This is a genomic window from Bradyrhizobium sp. STM 3557 (assembly GCF_045571465.1).
Taxonomy (GTDB): Bacteria; Pseudomonadota; Alphaproteobacteria; order Rhizobiales; family Xanthobacteraceae; genus Bradyrhizobium.
The window spans coordinates 6,316,452-6,335,953 of the sequence record NZ_CP120697.1; the positions used below are offsets into that span (position 1 = coordinate 6,316,452).

15 protein-coding genes are annotated in these 19,502 nt (G+C 66.4%); 3 read left to right on the top strand and 12 right to left on the bottom strand.

Annotated elements, in window-relative coordinates:
- Window positions 1-136: 136 nt before the first annotated feature.
- The 10 genes from P6U24_RS29275 to P6U24_RS29320 form a co-directional block, all read right to left on the bottom strand.
- Complete coding sequence (locus P6U24_RS29275; RefSeq protein WP_407155897.1) at window positions 137-1,987, bottom strand: TRAP transporter large permease subunit; 1,851 nt, start codon at window positions 1,985-1,987, stop codon at window positions 137-139.
- 264 nt (window positions 1,988-2,251) lie between these two features.
- The gene (locus tag P6U24_RS29280; RefSeq protein WP_407155898.1) at window positions 2,252-3,283 is read right to left on the bottom strand and encodes a TRAP transporter substrate-binding protein; all 1,032 of its coding nucleotides are present in this window, start codon (window positions 3,281-3,283) and stop codon (window positions 2,252-2,254) included.
- A gap of 93 nt (window positions 3,284-3,376) precedes the next feature.
- Window positions 3,377-4,126, bottom strand: coding sequence for an ABC transporter ATP-binding protein (locus P6U24_RS29285; RefSeq protein ID WP_407155899.1), 750 nt, complete (start codon window positions 4,124-4,126; stop codon window positions 3,377-3,379).
- A complete protein-coding gene (locus tag P6U24_RS29290) occupies window positions 4,107-5,906 on the bottom strand; it encodes an ABC transporter permease subunit (protein ID WP_407155900.1) in 1,800 nt (599 codons plus the stop codon). The genes P6U24_RS29285 and P6U24_RS29290 overlap by 20 nt, the downstream gene beginning before the upstream one ends.
- Window positions 5,906-6,763 carry a branched-chain amino acid ABC transporter permease gene (locus tag P6U24_RS29295; RefSeq protein WP_407155901.1) on the bottom strand — a complete coding sequence of 286 codons (858 nt, stop codon included), beginning with the start codon at window positions 6,761-6,763 and terminating at the stop codon, window positions 5,906-5,908. The genes P6U24_RS29290 and P6U24_RS29295 overlap by 1 nt, the downstream gene beginning before the upstream one ends.
- A 21-nt stretch (window positions 6,764-6,784) precedes the next feature.
- Window positions 6,785-7,981, bottom strand: a complete 1,197-nt coding sequence (locus P6U24_RS29300) for an ABC transporter substrate-binding protein (protein ID WP_407155902.1) — start codon at window positions 7,979-7,981, stop codon at window positions 6,785-6,787.
- Window positions 7,982-8,172: 191 nt separating this feature from the next.
- Window positions 8,173-9,570: an MFS transporter gene (locus P6U24_RS29305; protein ID WP_407155903.1), complete on the bottom strand. Its 1,398-nt coding sequence runs from the start codon at window positions 9,568-9,570 to the stop codon at window positions 8,173-8,175.
- Window positions 9,571-9,839: 269 nt separating this feature from the next.
- Window positions 9,840-10,760, bottom strand: a complete 921-nt coding sequence (locus tag P6U24_RS29310; RefSeq protein WP_407155904.1) for a LysR substrate-binding domain-containing protein — start codon at window positions 10,758-10,760, stop codon at window positions 9,840-9,842.
- Window positions 10,761-11,253: 493 nt separating this feature from the next.
- Window positions 11,254-12,066 carry a DODA-type extradiol aromatic ring-opening family dioxygenase gene (locus tag P6U24_RS29315; protein WP_407155905.1) on the bottom strand — a complete coding sequence of 271 codons (813 nt, stop codon included), beginning with the start codon at window positions 12,064-12,066 and terminating at the stop codon, window positions 11,254-11,256.
- Window positions 12,067-12,088: 22 nt separating this feature from the next.
- Window positions 12,089-12,523: a DoxX family protein gene (locus tag P6U24_RS29320; protein ID WP_407155906.1), complete on the bottom strand. Its 435-nt coding sequence runs from the start codon at window positions 12,521-12,523 to the stop codon at window positions 12,089-12,091.
- Between the two features lie 106 nt (window positions 12,524-12,629).
- Here P6U24_RS29320 and P6U24_RS29325 point away from each other — a divergent pair, with 106 nt between their 5' ends.
- Both P6U24_RS29325 and P6U24_RS29330 read left to right on the top strand, forming a co-directional pair.
- Window positions 12,630-13,547, top strand: a complete 918-nt coding sequence (locus tag P6U24_RS29325) for a LysR family transcriptional regulator (RefSeq protein WP_407155907.1) — start codon at window positions 12,630-12,632, stop codon at window positions 13,545-13,547.
- Between the two features lie 280 nt (window positions 13,548-13,827).
- Window positions 13,828-15,543 carry a SulP family inorganic anion transporter gene (locus P6U24_RS29330; RefSeq protein WP_407155908.1) on the top strand — a complete coding sequence of 572 codons (1,716 nt, stop codon included), beginning with the start codon at window positions 13,828-13,830 and terminating at the stop codon, window positions 15,541-15,543.
- Between the two features lie 368 nt (window positions 15,544-15,911).
- Here the strand turns inward: P6U24_RS29330 and P6U24_RS29335 are convergent, their stop codons facing one another.
- Window positions 15,912-17,333: an FAD-binding oxidoreductase gene (locus P6U24_RS29335; RefSeq protein ID WP_407155909.1), complete on the bottom strand. Its 1,422-nt coding sequence runs from the start codon at window positions 17,331-17,333 to the stop codon at window positions 15,912-15,914.
- Window positions 17,334-17,406: 73 nt separating this feature from the next.
- Between P6U24_RS29335 and P6U24_RS29340 the strand changes: the two genes are divergently transcribed.
- Complete coding sequence (locus P6U24_RS29340; RefSeq protein WP_407155910.1) at window positions 17,407-17,922, top strand: thioesterase family protein; 516 nt, start codon at window positions 17,407-17,409, stop codon at window positions 17,920-17,922.
- On the opposite strand, the gene P6U24_RS29345 is transcribed toward P6U24_RS29340, so the two are convergent.
- Window positions 17,919-19,454, bottom strand: a complete 1,536-nt coding sequence (locus P6U24_RS29345; RefSeq protein ID WP_407155911.1) for a helix-turn-helix domain-containing protein — start codon at window positions 19,452-19,454, stop codon at window positions 17,919-17,921. The two genes, P6U24_RS29340 and P6U24_RS29345, sit on opposite strands and share 4 nt — an antisense overlap.
- Window positions 19,455-19,502 lie beyond the last annotated feature (48 nt).

The following is a 19,502-nucleotide window of genomic DNA, read 5'->3' on the forward strand; positions in this document are numbered from 1 at the left end:
CGCCGCTCCAAAGACAGACCGTAACCCCTCACCCGGATTGCATCTGGCGATGCCATCCGACCTCTCCCGATGGGAGAGGTGGACCTCAATTGCCGCACCGAACCGACGTCATCTCATGGCAGACAAACCGATCGTTTCAATACCCAAGCGCGCGCGGCAAGGCGGTGCTGATCGCGGGCACGAACGCCACCACCAGGAGGCACAAGAACAAGAGGCCGAGATAGCCCGCGATCGGCTTGATGGTCTGCTCGACCGGCACCTTGCCGATCAGGCAGGCGCCATAGAGCCCGAGGCCGAGCGGCGGGGCGAACAGGCCGATGCCCATCGCGATCACCAGCACCACGCCGAAATGCAGGGGATCGATGCCGAGCCGGACCGCAACGGGCAGCAGCAGCGGCCCGAAGATGATCAGCGCGGCGGCGCCTTCCAGCACCGAGCCCATCACGATCAGCACCGCGATCGACAGCAGCATGAACAGCCAGACGCCGTGGCTTTGCGAGAGCGAGAGCATGAGGTCGCCGACCGCGTGCGGCACCTGCTGCAGGGTCAGGATGAAGGCGAGCGACTGCGCGGCGGCGACGATGAACAGCACCAGCCCCGAGCGGGTTGCGGCGTGGACGAAGCTGTGCGCGGCCGATCTGAGATTGAGCTCGCGGAACACGACCCCGCCGACCACCAGCGCGTAGAGCGCGGCAAAGGCCGAAATCTCGGTCGCCGTGGCGAAGCCGAACTTGAAGCCGGCGAAGATCAGCACGATCAGCCCGAGCGAGGCGATGGCGCCGCTCCACAGGCCCGCGACCGGTGCTGTCAGCGGCGCGTCGGATTGCACCGGCCGCCGGCCAAACAGGATGCAGACGATGATCAGTGCCAGCGCCATCAGCCCGGCCGGCAACAGACCCGCGACGAAGAGGCCGCCGATCGAGAGATTGGCGACGAAGCCCAGGATGATCAGGTTGATGCAGGGCGGGATGGTCTCGGCCATGACGGCGGAGGCCGCGAGCAGCGCCACCGCCCCGCCCGGATTCTGCCTGGCGCGCCGCGCCGCCGGGATCAGCACCGAGCCGACCGCGGCGACATCGGCCATCTTCGAACCCGAGATGCCCGAAAACAGCACCATCGACGTCACCATCACGACGTTGAGGCCGCCGCGCATGTGGCCGACCGCGCGCTGCAGCAGCTCGATCAGCCGCACCGACATGCCATTGGCTTCCATGAGGTAGCCGACCAGGATGAAGAACGGGATCGCCAGCAGCACGAAATTGTCGATGCCGCGCGCCATCTGCTGCGCGAAGATGACGCCGGGCAGCGTGCCTTCCACCCAGATGAAGATCAGCGCGGCTAGCGCCAGCGCAAAACCGATCGGCAGGCCGCCGAACAGCGTGACGAAGAAGCCGATCAGCATCAGCACGCCGGATGACGGCACCGTGTCGGGCGAGAGATCATCCCAGGCGAGATAAAGGCCGGCGATCAGCGCGATGACGATCACGCCCGCGATCATATGCTTGAGATCTCGCGTGCGAAAAATGTCGAGCGCGAAGACGGTCATGAACACGGCCCCGACGCCCATCGGATAGAAGGTCAGTTCGAGCGGCAGCCCCGAGCCGGTGGTCTGCCCCGCTGTCAGCGCGCCGAGCTTGAGGGCGTTGAACGCGACGGTCGCCGAAACCAGCACGATGAGCACCGCGCTGACGGCGTCGACCACGGGGCGGATTTTCGCCGGCAGCATGTCGGCGAAAAAGGCGACGCCGAGATTTTCAGCTCGCGCGAGCGCGCTCGCCGCACCAAAGAAGCTCGAGCCGACCATCAGCCCGCGCGCGACGTCATCGGACCATTCGACCGGCGCGTTGAACAGGAAGCGCGCGAGCACCGAGCCGCAGACCACGACGAGGTCGGCCAGCAGCAGCAGCGCCGCGATCGCGTCGCTCGCGAGCAGGAGCGCGCTGATGACGCCATGGCGGGTGATCGGCACTGCAACATCCGTCGTCATGCGAGGCGACCGCCTGCGGCGGGCTCCTCACGAGCTTGCAGGCATTCTCGCGATCGTGGTGGATAGCCGGCACTGCACGCTCGCTCGTCATGCCCCGCGCAGGCGGGGCATCCAGTACGCCGCGGCCTATCGGTTATTGCGAACGTCTCTGGAATACTGGATCGCCCGCCGGAGCCTGTCATCCGGCCGGCCAGAGGCCGGACCGGGTGGCGGGCGATGACGGTTGGGGGTGCCGAAGCTATTGGAGACAGACTCACGGCGGCCTCAAACCGGCGTCGACCGGATCAGTTCGACCACCGGCTTCGCCTCGGGACGCGCCTTGATGAAATTGTCGGTCTGTGGCGCGACGCGCTTGCGGAACGCCTCGCGGTCGCATTCGGCCACTGAGACGCCCTTCTCGGCCAACGCCGCGAGCGCCTCTTTCTCGACCGCGAGCCCGTGCGCGCGCGTGTCGACCGCGGCCTTCTTCGCCGCGTCGAGGAAGCCCTCGCGGAGCTTCGGATCCATGCGGGTGAAGGTCGTCTCGCTGAAATAGATCGCAAGCGGCGAGAAATTGTGCTGGGTCAGGGCGTAGTTCTTGGCCGTCTCGAAGAACTTGCTGGCGAGAATGGTCGGCGGATCGTGCTCCAGCCCGTCGAGCACGCCGGCCTGCAGCGCCGTGTAGATCTCGCCGAAGGCGAGCGGCGTCGCGGCCGCGCCCATCAGGCGCAGGCATTCGGTGATGATCGGATTGGGCAATGTCCTGATCTTGAGGCCGGAGAGATCATCCGGCGTTGCGACCTTCTTCCGCGCCAGCACGCTGCGCGAGCCGAAATTATAGGCCCAGGCGATGATCCGGATGTTGGCGCCCTTGAGCAGCGCGTCCTCGATCGGCTTGGCCGCGCCGGCATCGAACGCCTTGGTCTGCTGCGGGAAACTCGAGAAGAGGTAGCCGAGGTCGAAGGTTCCTACCAGCGGCACCAGATTGGCCGAGATCGACGAGCCCGACACCATCATGTCGATGACGCCGAGCTTGACCGAGTTGATGACGTCGATCTCCTGGCCGAGCTGGTTGTCCGGGAAGAACGCGACATCGACGCTCTCGCCGAGCCCGTTCGCCTTCAGGCTCTTGACGAGGTTATCGTAGTATACTCGGCCATTGGCGAATTTCGGATCGTTCGGCAAGGAGGACGAGCATTTCAGCTTCAATGATGCGGCCTGCGCGCGGCCGATGATCGCTGGTGACGCGGCGAGCCAGGACGCGGCGGCCGCCGACGATCTGATGATGGCACGGCGGCTGACAGGCGCTGAGGTCATGGCGTTTCCCCGGTTCTTGTTTATTGGCGCCGCGCGTTGCTCGCGGCTTGCGGGACGACTGTAGGATCAAAGCTGCGATGCAGGCAAGCAGGCTCACGGCCCGGCCAGCACGTGACTCTCATGGCCGAAATAGGCGCGCTCCAGCCGGTGCGGCAGGTCGCCCTCGTTCGTGGACGCCTGCAGCACGATATTTCCCTGCACCAGCGCATAGACGCGGTCGGCGCAGCGCAGCGCCTTCTCCAGGAGCTGCTCGACCAGCAGCACCGCGGTGCCCTGCCGGCGCAGCCGATCGATCACGTCGAGCACGCGGTCGACCAGCACCGGTGACAGTCCGGCCGAGGGCTCGTCCAGCATCAGAAGCCGCGGCTGCCGCACCAGGCCCTGCGCCACCGTCAGCATCTGCTGCTGCCCCCCGGAGAGCGCGCCGCCGCGCTCGTGACGCTTGGCGGCGATCTCGGGAAAGAACGACAGCGCCTGCTCGACGCGCGCCATGCGCTCGCCGCGCGGCAGGTCGTAAGCCGCGAGCAGGAGATTGTCCGTCACCGACATCTGCGTGAACACGCGATGGCCTTCGATGACATGCACGAGGCCGGCGCGCGCCGCCTCGCGCGGCGTGGTGTTGCTGATGTCGCGGCCGGCGAAACGAACCTGCCCGGCATTGACCGGCAACAGGCCGGAGATCGCGCGCAAAAGCGTCGTCTTGCCCGCGCCGTTCGGGCCGAGCAGCGCCACCACCTCGCCTGCCGATACGGTCATGTCGATGCCGTGCAGCACGCGGATCTTGCCGTAACCAGATTCGAGCGCGCGCACATTGAGCAGCGCCTCAGCCGCCGAGGTAAGCACTGACGACCTCCCTGTGAACGCGGATTTCGGCCGGCGTGCCGGCGGCGAGCGTGCGGCCGAGATTGAGCACGGTGACCTGATCGCAGATCTCGAAGATCAGGTCGGCGTGGTGCTCGACCAGCAAGACGCCGGTGCCGCGCGCGGCGATGGCGCGGATCAGCTCGGCCAGCCGCGCGATCTCGTCATTGGAGAGCCCGGCGGCCGGCTCGTCGAGCAGCAGCATATCGGGGTCGAGCATCAGCGCACGCGCGATCTCGACGAAGCGCAGCTCGCTGTGCTGCAGCCGGTCGGCGCGCACCTCGCCGAGGCCGTCGAGACCAACGACGCCGAGCAGCGCGCGCGCCTTTGCGGCAAGTGCGTGCTCGTCGTGCCGGCTGCGCGGCAGCGACAGCATCGCCTCGGCGAAGCTCGCGGTGCCGCTGGTCGTGCCGCCGATCATGACATTCTCCAGCACCGAGGCCTCGCCGATCACGCGCGGCGTCTGGAAGGTGCGGGCGATGCCGCATGTCGCGCGCAGCGCGGGGCGGCCCGGCGGCAGCGCGGCATCGCCGAGCGCCATGGTGCCGGCCTTGGCGGCGTAGTAGCCGGAGATCACGTTCAAGGTCGTGGTCTTGCCGGAGCCGTTCGGGCCGATCAGGCCATGGATCTGGCCGGGCGCGACGTCGAGATCGAGCCCGTCGATGGCGCGGACATTGCCGAAGGACAGCGCGATGCCGCGCAGGCGCAGCGGCTTGTCGCCTGGCTTGCCCTGCATGATCTCGGCGAGCGCCGCAGGCCGCGGCAGGATGGCCCGGTTCGCCGCGAGTGGCCGGCGGTTGCGGATATCGAGCAGCGCCGCGATGCCGCCGGGCATCACCAGCACGATCAAGAGCAGTAGCACCGCATACAGAAAGGTCGACCACGCCGCCAATGGCGCCGCCACCTCCGGCAGGATGGTCAGGATGATGGCGCCGAGCAGCGGACCGAGAATCGAGCCGCGCCCGCCGATCAGGATGGCGATGAAGAACAGCACCGAGAGATCGAAGGTGAAGGCGTCCGGCGTGATGTAGGTCTGCAAGCTCGCGAACAGCCCGCCGGCGACACCGGCGCAGGCGCCCGCGAGCAGGAAGATCGCGATCAGCAAGGTCTGCTTGGAAATCCCTGCGGACTCGGCGGCAACTTCGGCGTCGCGCAGCGCGATCAGCGCGCGGCCGAAGCGGCTGTGCCCGACATTGGCGCTGATCCAGGTGGTGAACGTCGCAAAACCGATGCACAGCGCATAAAAGCCTGCGGCCGTGTCGAAGGGATGCGGAAATTCGGGTCCCGCGATGCCGATGCCGCCGCCGGTGACGCTCTGCCAGGCCAGCGCGATCTGGGTGACGATGGTGGCGAAGCCGAGCGTCGACATCGCGAAATAGAAGGTGCGCAGGCGCAGCGCCGGCAAGCCGACGACAACGCCGAAGATGGCGCCGACGATCGCCGCGATGGCGAGCGCCGCGAACACCGGCAGCGACGGCAGCACGTTGCCGGCAACCAAGACGCTGGTGGTGTAGGCGCCGAGCGTCAGCAGCGCGACATAGCCGATCGCGAGGTGGCCAGCGAAGCCGACGACGAGGTTGAGGCCCGACACCAGCACCCAATAGATCGCCATGCGGGTACCGATCAGCACCCAATAGTCATTGCTGACGAAGGGCAGGACCGCGGCTGACAGCAGGATGGCGAGGAACGGCGCCAGCCGCGCCCACGCAAACGACGTCGCGCGGGCCGGCTTCGGCGCGGAGGTCGCGGTCAGCATCGCCATCACACCCTCCGCGCGGTGGCGGCGCCGAACAGGCCCTGCGGCGCGGCGAGCAGCACCACGATGAAGAGCGTGAACACCGCGACGGAGGAGAAGATGCCGCCGACCAGGAAGTTCGCGGCCTGCTGAAACAGGCCGAGCGCCAGCCCGCCGGCGATCGCGCCGCGGTTGTTGCCGAGCCCGCCGAGCGCGACCGGCACGAAGCCGTAGAAGTTCAGAAGCGCGCCGTTGGCGAAGAAGGCGAGCAAAAGCTGTCCGCCGGAGAAGCCGGCGATGCCGCCGACGATGCCTGCCAGCGCGTAGCTTGCGATGCGCAGATTGCGCTCGGGCAGGCCCAGCGCACGCGCCGCGAAATTGTCCTCCGCAATCGCAAGGAAGGCGCGACCGACCAAAGTGCGGCGATAGAGAACTTCGAGACCGACAATGGTAACGGCGCAGGCCACCACCGGCAGCCAGAATTTCTCGTCAAGCACGCCGCTGCCGAGCCCGACCAAACGCGGGAACGGCTGCGGCTCGGTGCCCCATTTGATCGCGGCGACCTGCTGGATCATCAGCGCGAGCGCGAGCGTCGAGAGCACGTAGAGATGCTGGTCGAGGCTCTTCAGCACCGGGCGCACGGCGACGAACTCGGTGATGATGCCGATGATGGCGCAACAGACCAGCGTCATCGCAAAACCTGCGATCGCGGGCCAGCCGAGCTTCAAGGTGAACAGCGAGCCGAACACGCCGCCGAGCATGGCTAGCTGGCCCGCGGTGAAGCTCATCACCCGCGAGGTCGAGAACATGGTGTTGTAGGTGACGCCGACGAGCGCATAGATCGCGCCTGCCGCCAGCCCGGAAGCGATGATCGAGGCGAGCATGCGCGCTGCCCCCTAGCCCGCTCAGCCATATCCCGGCGCCAGCGCGAACGTGCCGTTCTTCGCGGTCGAGGCCTCCGACATCACGATCTCCTCGGTCGGATAGCCGTTGTGCTGGGTCGGCGAGAACGTGTAGTTGCCGAAATAGCCGGGATATTTGTTGAGGCCATTGAGGTAGGCGATGATGCCGGCCGACTCCGTGCCGCCGCTGGCCTCGACGGCTTTCGCGAACAGCTCGATCGCGTCGATGCCGCCGGCGATCCACCACAAGAGCGTATCATTGAGGGCGACGCCAGCCTTGGTGAGGCGATCAACCAGCTCCTCGCTCTTCGCAGGCAGCTTGCCGGCGGCATCATAGCTGCAGCTCTTGTAGCCGATGGCGTAGACCTTCTTCCAGTTCTCCGGCTTCTCGACCAGCCCTGCGATCTCGCCCGAGGCCAGCGAGGGATGGCCGGCAAACGGCACGTCCCAGTTCATCGCCGCGCGGGTGTTGAACATGCGCGCCTCCATGCCGGTGGTCACGCTCCACACCACGATCACCTCGGCGCCGGCGTTCTTCGCCCGCAGCATGTCGGGCGTCATGTCCGGCTGGGTCGCATCGATATTCGCCTGATACACCACGTCGGCGCCGTCCTTCTTGAATGCCGCCACGGAGGCACCGACTGCGGTAACGCCATAACCGGTGGTATCGCCGATCACGGCGACCTTCTTCACCTTCAGCACCTTGAGACAATAGTTTCGCACCGCATCGTCCCACTGGCTGTTCGATGGCGCCATGCGGAACGCGTTCGGATATTTCGTGGGGTCGATCAGGCTCTCGACCACGCAAGGATGGATGTCGGGCATCTTGGCGCGCGCCATGATCGGCGTGGTCGCCAGCGCCTCGCCGGAATTGAACGGCCCCCAGATGCCGTGCACCTTGACCTGGCTGATCATCTCCTGGGTTGCGTTGACCGCCTTGGTCGGATCGCCCTGCGTGTCGCGCATCACGATCTCGATCTTGCGGCCCTTGACGCCGCCGGCTGCGTTGATCGCCTTGACCGCGAAATCGACGCCGCGATTGAAGCCGATGGTCGGCGCCGAGCTCGGCCCGGTCATGGCCGCGAGGCAGCCGATCCTGATCGGTTCGGTCTGCGCGAGCGACGGCATCGGAAAAGGCAACGAGGCCGCACCGAGCGCACCAGCACCCCCCACCAACAGCTCGCGACGCGAAACCGCCATGACAATCTCCCCTTCGTTTCCTCGAGGCTCGGCGTCCGTCTTGTCACCTCATGCGCTCTTCACGTCATGACATGCGCGAACGTCCGGCGGACGGCGCCCGGCTCTCACGGCCATGGTTCGTCGTCACGCGGCGAGTTGAACCCGACGCGCGGAGAATGTCCAGAGGCTTGCGCGCGCGAGCGGTGTGCCGCTCACGCGGGCGCGGCGCCGCCCAACGAGGCCGCGCGCTGGCGGTCGTAGTCCGGCTTCTCCATCGGCACCGCCTGTGGATTACCGAGATCGCGCACCTGCAATCGGTAGGTCTCGCGGGCGGAGGCCGCCGCGACCGCAGCCACAATCGTGATTGCGAAGGTGATCGCGCCGATCGTGAGCGGGATATGCGCGGCACCGGGCGGCGCGACCGCCGCGAACAAGGCCGGCAGCAGCGCGGTGATCGTCGTGCCGGTGTTCTGCGCGATCGCCATTGCCGAGACCCGCGAGCGGGTCTGGAACAGCTCGGGATAGAAGCTCGGGAAGACCGCGTTGTAGCCCTGATAGACCAGGCCCCACATCAGGATCGACAGCCCAATCGCAAGCGGGACGTCCTTGATGCTGATGGCGTGGAGATAGCCGAAGGCGAGCAGGCCGGAGCCGAGCGCGCCGACGATGATCGGCGGCCGGCGCCCGATCCGATCGGAGAGGCTGCCGACGAAGGGAATGATCAGCACCGCGGCGATATTTCCCAGCACGGGAATCCAGAGATAGACATCCTTGGCGAAGCCGATGCCGTAGGCCGGCTGCACCGCATAGGCGGCGCCGAAAATGGTCGCGACCACGGGGATCACGTTCATCAGCGCCATGCAGACCACGCGCAGCATGTCGCGCCAGCTGGTCTTGAAGGCCTGCACGACCGGCGCCCTCGGCACCCGGCCCTGCTCTTCCTCCGCCGCGAAGGCCGGCGTCTCCTCCACCTCGCGGCGGATGATGTAGCCGGCGATGATCACGAAGAAGCTCAAAAGGAACGGCACGCGCCAGCCCCAGCTCATGAAAGCGTCCGAGGACATATACGCCGCGATCGGCAGAAAGACGGCTGCGGCGAGAATTTGTCCGGCCTGCACGCCCTGCAGCGCAAAGCTGGCATAGAAGCCGCGCCGGCCGAACGGCGCATGTTCGAGCACCATCGAGCTGGCGCCGGATATCTCGCCCGCCACCGCAAAGCCCTGGATCAGGCGGAGCACGACCAGCAGCACCGGCGCGGTGACGCCGATCTGCTGATAGGTCGGCAGCAGCCCGACCGCCATGGTCGAGAAGCCCATCAGGAACAGGCAGACCAATAAGACGGTCTTGCGGCCATGCGTGTCGCCCCAATGGCCCAGCACAAAGGCGCCGATCGGGCGTGCGACGTAGCCGACCCCATAGGTCGCGAGCGAGGCGACGATCGCAGCGGTCGGATTGCCGGAGGGGAAGAACAGCTGCGGAAACACCAGCGACGCCGCGGTCGCATAGATGAAGAAGTCATAATATTCGAGCGCGGAGCCGATCCACCCGCTCGCTGCTGCCTTGTGACACTGGCGTGCGCCATGTGCCGTCCGCACCGATGCGATGCCCATGTGACGTCCTCCCCCGTGGTCCCGGCGACGCTCGTTTGGTGGCATCGCGCGGGTGCATGATAAGCCAAGGTTAGCAGACGGCATCGCGACGGCAAGACGTCTTTTCGCGCCTATCGCGTAATAGCTACGCGGTATCGCGTGCAGCAGTACGACCGTCCAACGGCATCGTCATTGCGAGCGAAGCGAAGCAATCCAGAGCTTAACAACAAAGCTGGATTGCTTCGTCGCTCCGCTCCTCGCAATGACGATGTCGTCGAGCGAGTGGGGCGCTACACCCACTCCATCTCCTTGATCTGGGCGGAGGCGGCCTGGGCGATCAACTTGCCGAGCGCGGCGAAGTCGCGCTTGCGCGGCGAGGTCTTGCGATAGGCAAGGCCCACGACGCGGCGCGGCTCGGGATCGGAGAAGCGCATCAGCTTGATGTCGCCGCGCCGGCATTCGAGATCGACCGACAGCTCCGGCAACAGCGTCATGCCGAGCCCGTTCGCCACCATCTGCACGATGGTTGACAGATTGGAGGCGCCGAAGGTGTCGATGTTGTCGACGCGGCGCAGGTTGCAGAACGACAGCGCCTGATCGCGCAGGCAGTGCCCCTCCTCTAACAGCAGCAGCCGGTCCTGCTGCAGCAGCTCGGGCGTAGCGCGGACGCGGTTGGCCGCGATATGCCGCGCCTTCGGCAGCGCCAGCAGGAAGCGGTCGCTGAACAGCTTGATGGTCTCGACATCCGGATGCTCGACCGGCAGCGCCAGCAGCAAGAGATCGAGCTCGCCGCCCAGCAATTCCTCGATCAGGTTCTGGGTCTGCGTCTCCCGCAGATGCAGATCGAGTTGCGGATATTTGTCGCGCACCAGCGGCAGTGCCGCGGGCAGCACATAGGGCGCGAGCGTCGGGATCACGCCGAGATGCAGCGCGCCCGCCAGCATGCCGCGCTGGCGATGGGCAGTATCGACGATGTCGCGGATATCGGCCAGCACGCGCTCGGCACGCGCGGCGATCTCGCGGCCCGCCTCGGTCAGGATCACGCCTTTGCGGCTGCGCTCCAAGAGCTGCACGCCCAGCGTCTTTTCCAGCTCCTGGATCTGCATCGAGAGCGCCGGCTGGGTCACCGCGCATTGCGCCGCGGCCTTCCCAAAATGCGCAAGCCGTGCCACGGAGTCGAAGTATCTGAGCTGCTTGAGAGAGATGTTCATGATCAGGTTTTCTTATCCTGATTGTAGATTAATACGATTGGACCTGATCGACAATCCCCCGTAGCGTTGACGCTGCGGTCCAAACGGCGTCAGGCGTTGCGCTGCCGTTGCGAGGATTGCGCCGAACCGTCGGCCTTGAGGCGTCGGAAGATGAGAGTGTTCGTCGCGTGGGTCGCCGCTATGCGGGACGCACGCGATCGCAACAGAAGCAAAACGGCCGCCGGAGCTCGCACCGGCGGCCGTTTCGCGTTTGAGTCAGTTAGGAGTAAGCTCTAGCTAGCTAGAACACCGTTTCCGAAGTATCGGTCCTATTGATGCGGAAAATGGTGGTCTCCGCTGTCATCGTCCGCGAAGGCGGACGATCCAGTATGCCGTGACCTTTCGGTTCGATTTCGCTGCCGCGGAGTACTGGATGCTCCGCCTGCGCGGAGCATGACAGCGTTGGAGATGGCGAGAGCTCACCCATCGACGACGGCCGATTTCAAACCGGCATCTACGCTGCGGCGGCGGTCTCATTCGCGGCGTGGAACGCGTAGACGTCCATGCGCAGCACGCCATAATTGGCGCTATTGTGCAGACGCTCGGCGCGGGCCCCCTCGCCGGCTGCTCCCAGCGCAGCAAACAGCGGCAGAAAGTGCTCGTCGGTCGGATGGTTCTTGACCGCAAACGGCGCACGGCTGCGATAGTCGCGCAGATCATCGACGCGGCCCGCGATCGCCGCCTCATGCACCCAATCGGCGAACGCATCGACCCAGGGCAGCGCGGGCGCGTTCAGCTCCGGCCGCCGCACCCGGAACTCGGCGAGATTGTGGGTGAAGCTGCCGCTGCCAATGATCAGCACGCCATCCTCGCGCAGCGGCGCCAGCGCGCGGCCCAGCGCCAGATGGTACGTCGGTCCGCGCTCGGTCTGGATCGAGAGCTGCAGCACCGGAATGTTCGCGTCCGGATACATCAAGAGCAGCGGCACCCAGGCGCCATGATCAAGACCACGGGCGCGGTCGATCGAGGTGGGAAGGCCGGCGGCCGCAAGCCACATGGCGATGTCTTGCGCGAGGTCGGGTGAGCCCGGCGCAGGATAGTGCAGCTCGTAGAGCGCGCGCGGAAAGCCGTAGAAATCGTAGATGGTCTCGTTACTGGCAACTGCGTTGACCTCGGGCTCGGCCGTCTCCCAATGCGCCGAGATCACCAGGATGGCCTTGGGCCGCGGCAGGCTGCGGCCGAGATCGATCAGGAACTGCCGGGCCGGCACATCCGTCAAGGGCAGCATCGGCGATCCGTGCGACACGAACAGGCTCGGCAGTGTCATTTTCGATCCTCCGGTCAGGAGGTCAATGCGCGCTGCGCAGCGCGCCACTGGCGAGGTTCGGACGCGGCGCGCGCAACGCATAGGCGCCGTCGCCGAGCAGTGCCTGGACCAGCAGCGCGATGGTCCAGAACGCCGGATATTCCCAGCCGCCATGCGGATTGTTGAAGAAGAAGCCGGCTGCGCCGTGCACGGTGACGATGGCGCCCAGCAGAATCGGGGTGGCCGCCAGCGCGACCCAGCGGGTGAAGATGCCAAAAATGAGCGCGATGCCGGCCAGGATCTCGGCTGCGATCACGACATAGGCGAGCTCGGGCGGCAGGCCGATGCTACCGAAGAATTTAGCGGTGCCCGCGGGCGTGAAAACGAACAGCTTCAGACTGACGTGGGTCAAGAACAGGCCGCCCAGGGTGAGGCGCAGCAGGAGCGCGGCATAAGGCGCAGTGCGGGAATCGATCATCGCAAGCTCCGAAAAGGGATATCTCTCGTCTCTATGGATCATTTCCTGGCAGGCGATAATCCGCTATTTGGGAAAGATAGCTCAAACCAGGAGAGTGAAATCGTCCATGCTAGATCGCCTAACCGGAATGGAGGTCTTCGTTCGGGTGGCCGGTGCCGGCAGCCTGTCGGGCGCGGCGCGGGCGATGGGGCTGTCGCAGACGATGGTGACCAAGCATCTCGCGGCGCTCGAAGCGCGGCTCGGCACAAGGCTGTTTCACCGCACCACCCGCAGCCTGACCATCACCGAAGCCGGGCGCCGCTATCTCGATTCGACCGAGCGCCTGCTTGCCGACATCGAAGCCGCCGAGGCGGCGGTGGCGGCCGAGCGAGTCGAGCCGCGCGGACTGCTGCGGCTGAACGTGCCGCTGGTCTTCGGTGTCAGGCAGATCGCGCCGCGGCTGGCGGCGTTCGCTGCGCGCTATCCCGGCGTTACCGTCGAGCTTGGCCTGAACGACCGGCTGGTCGATCTCGCCGAGGAAGGCTGGGATCTCGCGATCCGGATCGGCGCCTTGCGCGATTCGAGCCTGGTTGCGCGGCGGCTCGCCCGCTGCCGCATGATGATTTGCGCCGCCCCCGCCTATCTCGCAGCGCACGGCACGCCGCGCACCAGCGCCGATCTCGCCAGCCACAATTGCCTTGGCTACACACTCGCGCAGGCCGGGCCCGGACGCTGGCGGATCGGCGGCACGCCGCAGATCGACATCGCCGTCTCTGGCAATCTCCGCGCCAACAATGGCGATGCGCTGCTCGCGGCCGCGCTCGCTGGCCAGGGCATTATCTATCAGCCGACCTTCATTGTCGCCGACGCGCTCCGTAGCGGCGAACTGGTGCCGATCACGCTGGAATTGCCGCCGTCCGACCAGCTTGCCGTCTATGCGGTCTATCTGCCGGACCGCACGCCTTCGGCGAAAGTGCGCGCCTTCATCGATTTCATAGCCGACGCCTACGCGCCCGAGCCGCCCTGGGATCACGGCCTTGCGTGAGGATGCGAATTGCTTTTGTTTGCGAAGATAGTGGGGATACGCACACGGCCCGCGGCTTGCTCATTGTAACCTCTCCCCGCTTGCGGGGAGAGGTCGGATTGCAAAGCAATCCGCGTGAGGAGGTACAGGTCTAACAACTAATACCGATCGTGCGTCTGCCCCTCACCCCAACCCTCTCCCCGTGAAGGACGGGGAGAGGGAGCGCACCGCCTTCCGCGTGAGAGTTCGCGACGAACCACAGCGTTGGTGCGAACCCGACACAACGACCGGAGAGAACACGATGACTGATCAGATATCCGGTCCAGGCAAGCGGCCCTGGCCGCTCTTGCGCTCGCTGCAGGGCTACAGCGCGGCATCGCTGTCATCAGACCTGATTGCCGGACTGACGCTCGCAGCGATCGCCATCCCTGAGCAGATGGCAACCAGCAGGCTCGGCGGCTTCGCGCCCGAGCTCGGCTTCTTCGCCTTCATCGCCGGCTCGCTCGGTTTTGCGCTTTGCGGTGCCAACCGCTTCCTGTCCTGCGGCGCCGATTCGACGATCACGCCGATCTTCGCCGGCGGGCTGGCGCTGCTCGCGACGGCCGGCTCACCGGACTACCAGGCGCTGGCCGGCGCACTGGCGCTTCTGGTCGGCATCATGCTGATGGGCAGCGGTGCGTTCAGGCTCGGCGGCATCGCCAACCTGCTGTCGCAGCCGGTCACCGTCGGCTTTCTCGCCGGCATCTCGGTGCACATCATCGTCTCGCAGCTACCCGGCGTGCTCGGCCTGCCTGCACCGCACGGGCCGACGCTGGAACGTATCGCAACGCTGGCGCGGCACATCGACGAGGCCAACGTCTACACGGTCGTGATCGGCCTTGGCGTGCTCGCCGTGGTCGCGTCGTCCGAACGCATCAGCGCGCGGATTCCCGGCGCGCTGATCGCGCTGGCCGGCGCCACTCTGCTGGTGGTCGCGGCCAACCTGGAGCACAAGGGCGTTCAGGTGGTCGGCAGCCTCAAGGATTCCGCGCACGGCTTCGTTCCATCACTGCCGATCATCGCGCCCGAACAATGGGCCAAGCTGTTCCCGCTCGCCTTCCTGATCGCGATCGTGGTGATGGTGCAGACCGCGGCAACCACGCGCTCGTTTCCGTCAGATCCGGATAGGCCCGCGGATGTCGATCGCGACTTTCTCGGGGCCGGGGCCGGCAGCCTGCTCGCCGGCCTGTTCGGCGCGTTCCCGGTCAATGCCAGCCCGCCGCGCACCGGCATCGTCGTCGAGACCGGCGGACGATCGCAGGCATCGAGCCTGATCGCGGCAGCGATCGTGCTGGCCCTGCTTGCCTTCGGTGGGACCCTGCTCGCGCATGTGCCGGACGCTGCGCTTGGCGGCGTGCTGCTGTTCGTGGCGCTGCGCATCATCCGCCTCAAGCAGATCGCACGGATCTATCGCCAGTCGCGCGCCGAATTCCTGCTGGTCGCGGCGACCGCGGCCGCCATCGTGGTGCTGCCGATCGAGCAAGGCGTCGCGCTCGGCATCGCCCTATCGCTAATGCACGGCATCTGGAGCACGACGCGAACGCATCTCGTGCTGTTCGAGCGCGTGCCGGGCACGACGATCTGGTGGCCGGCACATCCGCACATTTCCGGGGAGACCATCGACGACGTCGTGGTGGTCGGCTTCCAGGCGCCGCTGAGCTTCCTCAATGCCGCGACCTTCCGCGCCGACCTGCAGGACGTCCTGCAGGCCAAAACGCCGCGGCTGCTGGTGTTAGAAGCCGGCGGCATTCCCGAGATCGACTTCACCGCGGCAGAGGCGCTGGGCGACCTGATCAAGCTCTGCCGAGATCGCCACGTCACCTTTGCGGTGGCGCGGCTGGAGTCCCTGCGCGCGCAGGCCGCGTTCGAACGCTTCGGCCTCTACGACATGCTGCCGCGGGATCACGTCTTCCGCAGCGTGGACGAGGCCGTGCGGAGGCTTGCACCGGCGAAGGCGGAGGCGGTAGAGCCGGGATAATCAGCCAAGCCGCAACCAGCTGAATCCTAGTAGGCGTATCTCCTAGCCTGCGGTCGGTTGACGACTGCGGGATGCGAACCAGCAATCGAACTACACGGGCAGTGCACCCTCTCCCCTTGTGGGAGAGGGTGGCGAGCATGAGCCAACGGGTCGGCGCGAAGCGCCGCCCGATGACAGGCTCCGCGAAATGCGCGCCGGGTGAGGGGTCTGTCTCCGCGGATAGAGACCCCTCACCCGGCTCGCCGCCGCGTACCGCGTCGGCGATCCACCCTCTCCCACAAGGGGAGAGGGTGCACCGAGCTCGTGGCAGGAGCGCCACTTCAGCTCATTCGGACTATCTACAGCAACTCAATCAAACATCAGTAGACCTACACTGCCGGCACGATCTTGCCGGGGTTGAAGATGTTCTGCGGATCCAGCGCGCGCTTGATCGCGCGCATCGCGTCCAGCGCCTCCGCACCCAGTTCGGCCTTGAGATATTTCTGCTTGCCCTGCCCGATGCCGTGCTCGCCGGTGCAGGTGCCGCCCATGCCTTGCGCGCGCTCGACCAGGCGATGCATGAACTCCTCGCAGCGCGCCGTCTCGTCGGCATCATCGAGGTCGCATGTCAGCGAGCAGTGGAAGTTGCCATCGCCGACGTGGCCGACGATCGGCGAGATCAGGTTGAAACGCGCGATATCCTCTTCGGTCTCGGTGACGCAATCGGCAAGGCGCGAGATCGGCACGCAAACGTCGGTGGCGATGACACCTACGCCCGGGCGAAGGGCCTTGATGGACCAATAGGCGTCGTGCCGCGCCTGCCAGAGCTTCGTGCGATCTTCCGGCCGCGTCGTCCAGGTGAACTCGCCGCCACCGCACTCCCTCGCGATCTCGGCGAAATTCTTCGACTGCTCGGCGACCTCGGCCTCGCTGCCGTGGAACTCGAGCAGCAGCAGCGGCGTCTCCGGCAGCGTGAGCTTCGAATAGGCGTTGCAGGCCTTCACCTGCGCGGCGTTGAGCAGCTCGATGCGGGCCAGCGGAATGCCGGTCTGGATCGCGAGGATGGTGGCCTGGCAGGCGCCGCCAACGGTCTCGAACGAGCAGGCCGCGGCGGCGATCGTCTCCGGGATGCCGCGCAGTCGCATGGTCAGCTCGCAGATGATGCCGAGCGTGCCTTCGGCGCCGATGAAGAGATGCGTCAGGTCATAGCCTGCTGCGGACTTCTTGGCGCGCGTGCCCGTGGTGATGATCTCGCCGTCGCCGCGCACGACCTTCAAGGCAAGTACGTTCTCGCGGATGGTGCCGTAGCGCACGGCGTTCGTGCCCGACGCGCGGGTCGAGGCCATGCCGCCGAGCGATGCATCGGCGCCGGGATCGATCGGAAAGAACAGCCCCTGGTCGCGCAGATGCTCGTTCAGCGCCTTGCGGGTCACGCCGGGCTGGATCACGCAGTCGAGGTCCTCGGCATGCACCGCAAGCACCTTGTTCATGTCGCGCAGGTCGACGCAGATGCCACCGATCGGCGCATTGACCTGGCCCTCCAGCGAGGTGCCAGTGCCGAACGGGATCACCGGCACGCCATGTTTCGCACAGATCCGCACCACGTCCTGGATGTCGGCCGTTTCCTGCGCCAGCACCACGCCATCCGGCGGCTGCGTGGGCAGCCAGGTCGTGGTATGCCCGTGCTGCTCGCGCACGGCCTGCGAGGTGATGAGCCGGTTGCCGAACCGCGCGGCGAGCGCATCCAGCGCAGCCTTGAGTGCCCCCGGTTCCGGGCGCTTCAGGTCGTGGTGGGGAATCGTGGTAGCCAACTGGGGTCCTCCGAATGCGCCGCGGACCGTGGCAAAGGATGCCTGGAGGGTCAAGGGAGCAGACGGAATAGCAATGACGGAAATCGCCACAACCACCGACGCGGGCGCTACCGGTCCTTTCCTGTCCTCGGTGATGCAGATCGAGCCGCAATGGATCGACTATAATGGTCATCTCAACATGGCCTACTATCACGTGATGTTCGACCGGGCGATCGACGAGCTGTGGCACCAGCTCGGCATCGGTCCGGCCTACAAGGCGGAGCGCCATGGCTCGACCTTCACTGCCGAATGCCATGTGCGTTATCTGCGTGAGATCCATCTGCGCGATCCCGTGCAGATCGCGGTCCAGCTGATCGCTGCGGACGAGAAGCGGCTGCACACGTTCCAGGAGCTGCGCCATGCCGGCGAAGGCTGGCTGTCGGCGACATCGGAGAACATGTCCGTTCATATCGACATGACCAAGCGCAAGGTCGCGCCATTCCCACCTGACATTGCGGCGCGCATCCGCGCGGTGGCCGATGCGCATGCCGCCTTGCCGCGCCCCGACGGGCTCGGCCGCGCGATCGCAATGCCGCGCGCGAAGGCCTAAGCCGGCAGGCCTGCGTCGGACAGCGCCTCGAACATCAGGCTGAGATAGGAATCCGGCAGCGGCGGCGTGCCACGCCGCACCTCCGATAACGTCAACTCCGGATAATGCGCACGCAGCGCCTGCATGCTGCGCCTTGCCTCGTCGCCCGCACCCGCGAGCAGATAGGCCGGGCACATCGTCCGGTGCACCCACAGCGCCGACGGGTGTTCCAGCAACGCGCGCTGCTGCCAGCGTGCGGCCTCGATGTACCGGCCGGCGTTGAAATGCGCACAGCCGATACCAACCATGCTGTTGAAGGCAAGCGGGTCCTGCGGCGCGAGGTCGAGTGCGATGCGAAAGCGCTCGATCGCCGACGCCGGATCGCCGCGGTAGACGTCGAGCCAGCCGCTGCGGCTCCAGGCCCATGCCGAGCCGCCGTCGACCGCCAGCGCCTTGCGGATGACCTGATCGGCATCACCAAGCGCGTCCAGCACGGTCAGCGCATTGCCGAGCAGACAAAGCACGGTCGCGTCCGCCGACTGCGCGCCCACCTGGCCGGCGAGCGCGAGGCCTCGCGCCCGATCGTCCGCCGTATTCGATGAGAAGTGATAGACGACGCGCTGGGCATGAACCCACGCCGCGAGCGCAGTGGCGAGCCCTTCCTCCGGAGCCATATCGAGGGCCTGCTGCAAAAGTTCGAACGCCCGCGCATTGCCTTCCGCGTCGAGCGAGAGCACGCCAGGCATTGCCCGCAGCGCCAGATCGTGCGCCGTGAGTTCTGCATCGGGTTTCCGGAAGGCGCGATCGATCTCGGCACCGCGCAGGTGCGGCTGCAGTGCCGCGACGACACGGGTCGCCAATTGCTCGCAGCCTTCGGCATCGTAGCCGAGAATACCGTCCAGACGCTGCGCCCAGAGCATGCGGCCGCTCGCATGATCGATCAGCTGGAGCGTCAGCCGCGCCTCACCGACAGCGTCCGCACGAATCGCGCCGTGCATCCGATAAGGCGCGGCGCCGGCAACGACGGCAAATCCCGACCGCGTCAACGCAGCGATCAGATCGTCAGCCAGGCTTGCGGCGACGTCCTCATGGCCGGCGCCCGCCTCGATCCGCTCGAATGCAAGGGTCGGCCGCCGCTGTGCAGAGATCGTCGCGGGAAGCTTGGCCGCAAGTTGATGGGCCAGCACCGCTCGCCGCTTCAAGGTCTGTGACGGCGTCTCGCCGAAGCGGCGGCGATAATCGACGGCGAAGCGGCCGTAATGTCCAAACCCGCAGCGCAGGGCGACATCCATCACCTTGTCCTCGGCGCCGCCTCGCAACAGCTCCTGCCGGGCGCGCTCGAAGCCGATGTCGCGCAAGACGGACTGCGGCGATTTGTCATAGCAGGCGTGAAATTGCCGCTGCAGGGTTCGCGCGGAAACACCGGCGATTTTGGCGAGCTCGCCGATCGTCCAATGCCGTTCGAGATCCGCGCGCATCGCCTGCAGCGCGCGACGGACGCTGCGCGGTTGAGGCTGGCCCGGTTCTGGCACCCCGATCGTGGCTGAGATCATGCGACGATCTCCGATCACTCGCGAAGATGAATTAGCCATATGTCGCCG

Bases quoted from the DNA above. Each gene is read 5' to 3' on its own strand.
- P6U24_RS29340 (WP_407155910.1), top strand. From the start codon at position 17,407: ATGACGGAAATCGCCACAACCACCGACGCGGGCGCTACCGGTCCTTTC.
- P6U24_RS29330 (WP_407155908.1), top strand. From the start codon at position 13,828: ATGACTGATCAGATATCCGGTCCAGGCAAGCGGCCCTGGCCGCTCTTG.
- P6U24_RS29345 (WP_407155911.1), bottom strand. From the start codon at position 19,454: ATGATCTCAGCCACGATCGGGGTGCCAGAACCGGGCCAGCCTCAACCG.
- P6U24_RS29300 (WP_407155902.1), bottom strand. From the start codon at position 7,981: ATGGCGGTTTCGCGTCGCGAGCTGTTGGTGGGGGGTGCTGGTGCGCTC.
- P6U24_RS29295 (WP_407155901.1), bottom strand. From the start codon at position 6,763: ATGCTCGCCTCGATCATCGCTTCCGGGCTGGCGGCAGGCGCGATCTAT.
- P6U24_RS29310 (WP_407155904.1), bottom strand. From the start codon at position 10,760: ATGAACATCTCTCTCAAGCAGCTCAGATACTTCGACTCCGTGGCACGG.
- P6U24_RS29320 (WP_407155906.1), bottom strand. From the start codon at position 12,523: ATGATCGATTCCCGCACTGCGCCTTATGCCGCGCTCCTGCTGCGCCTC.
- P6U24_RS29290 (WP_407155900.1), bottom strand. From the start codon at position 5,906: ATGGCGATGCTGACCGCGACCTCCGCGCCGAAGCCGGCCCGCGCGACG.
- P6U24_RS29305 (WP_407155903.1), bottom strand. From the start codon at position 9,570: ATGGGCATCGCATCGGTGCGGACGGCACATGGCGCACGCCAGTGTCAC.
- P6U24_RS29275 (WP_407155897.1), bottom strand. From the start codon at position 1,987: ATGACGACGGATGTTGCAGTGCCGATCACCCGCCATGGCGTCATCAGC.
- P6U24_RS29315 (WP_407155905.1), bottom strand. From the start codon at position 12,066: ATGACACTGCCGAGCCTGTTCGTGTCGCACGGATCGCCGATGCTGCCC.
- P6U24_RS29280 (WP_407155898.1), bottom strand. From the start codon at position 3,283: ATGACCTCAGCGCCTGTCAGCCGCCGTGCCATCATCAGATCGTCGGCG.
- P6U24_RS29325 (WP_407155907.1), top strand. From the start codon at position 12,630: ATGCTAGATCGCCTAACCGGAATGGAGGTCTTCGTTCGGGTGGCCGGT.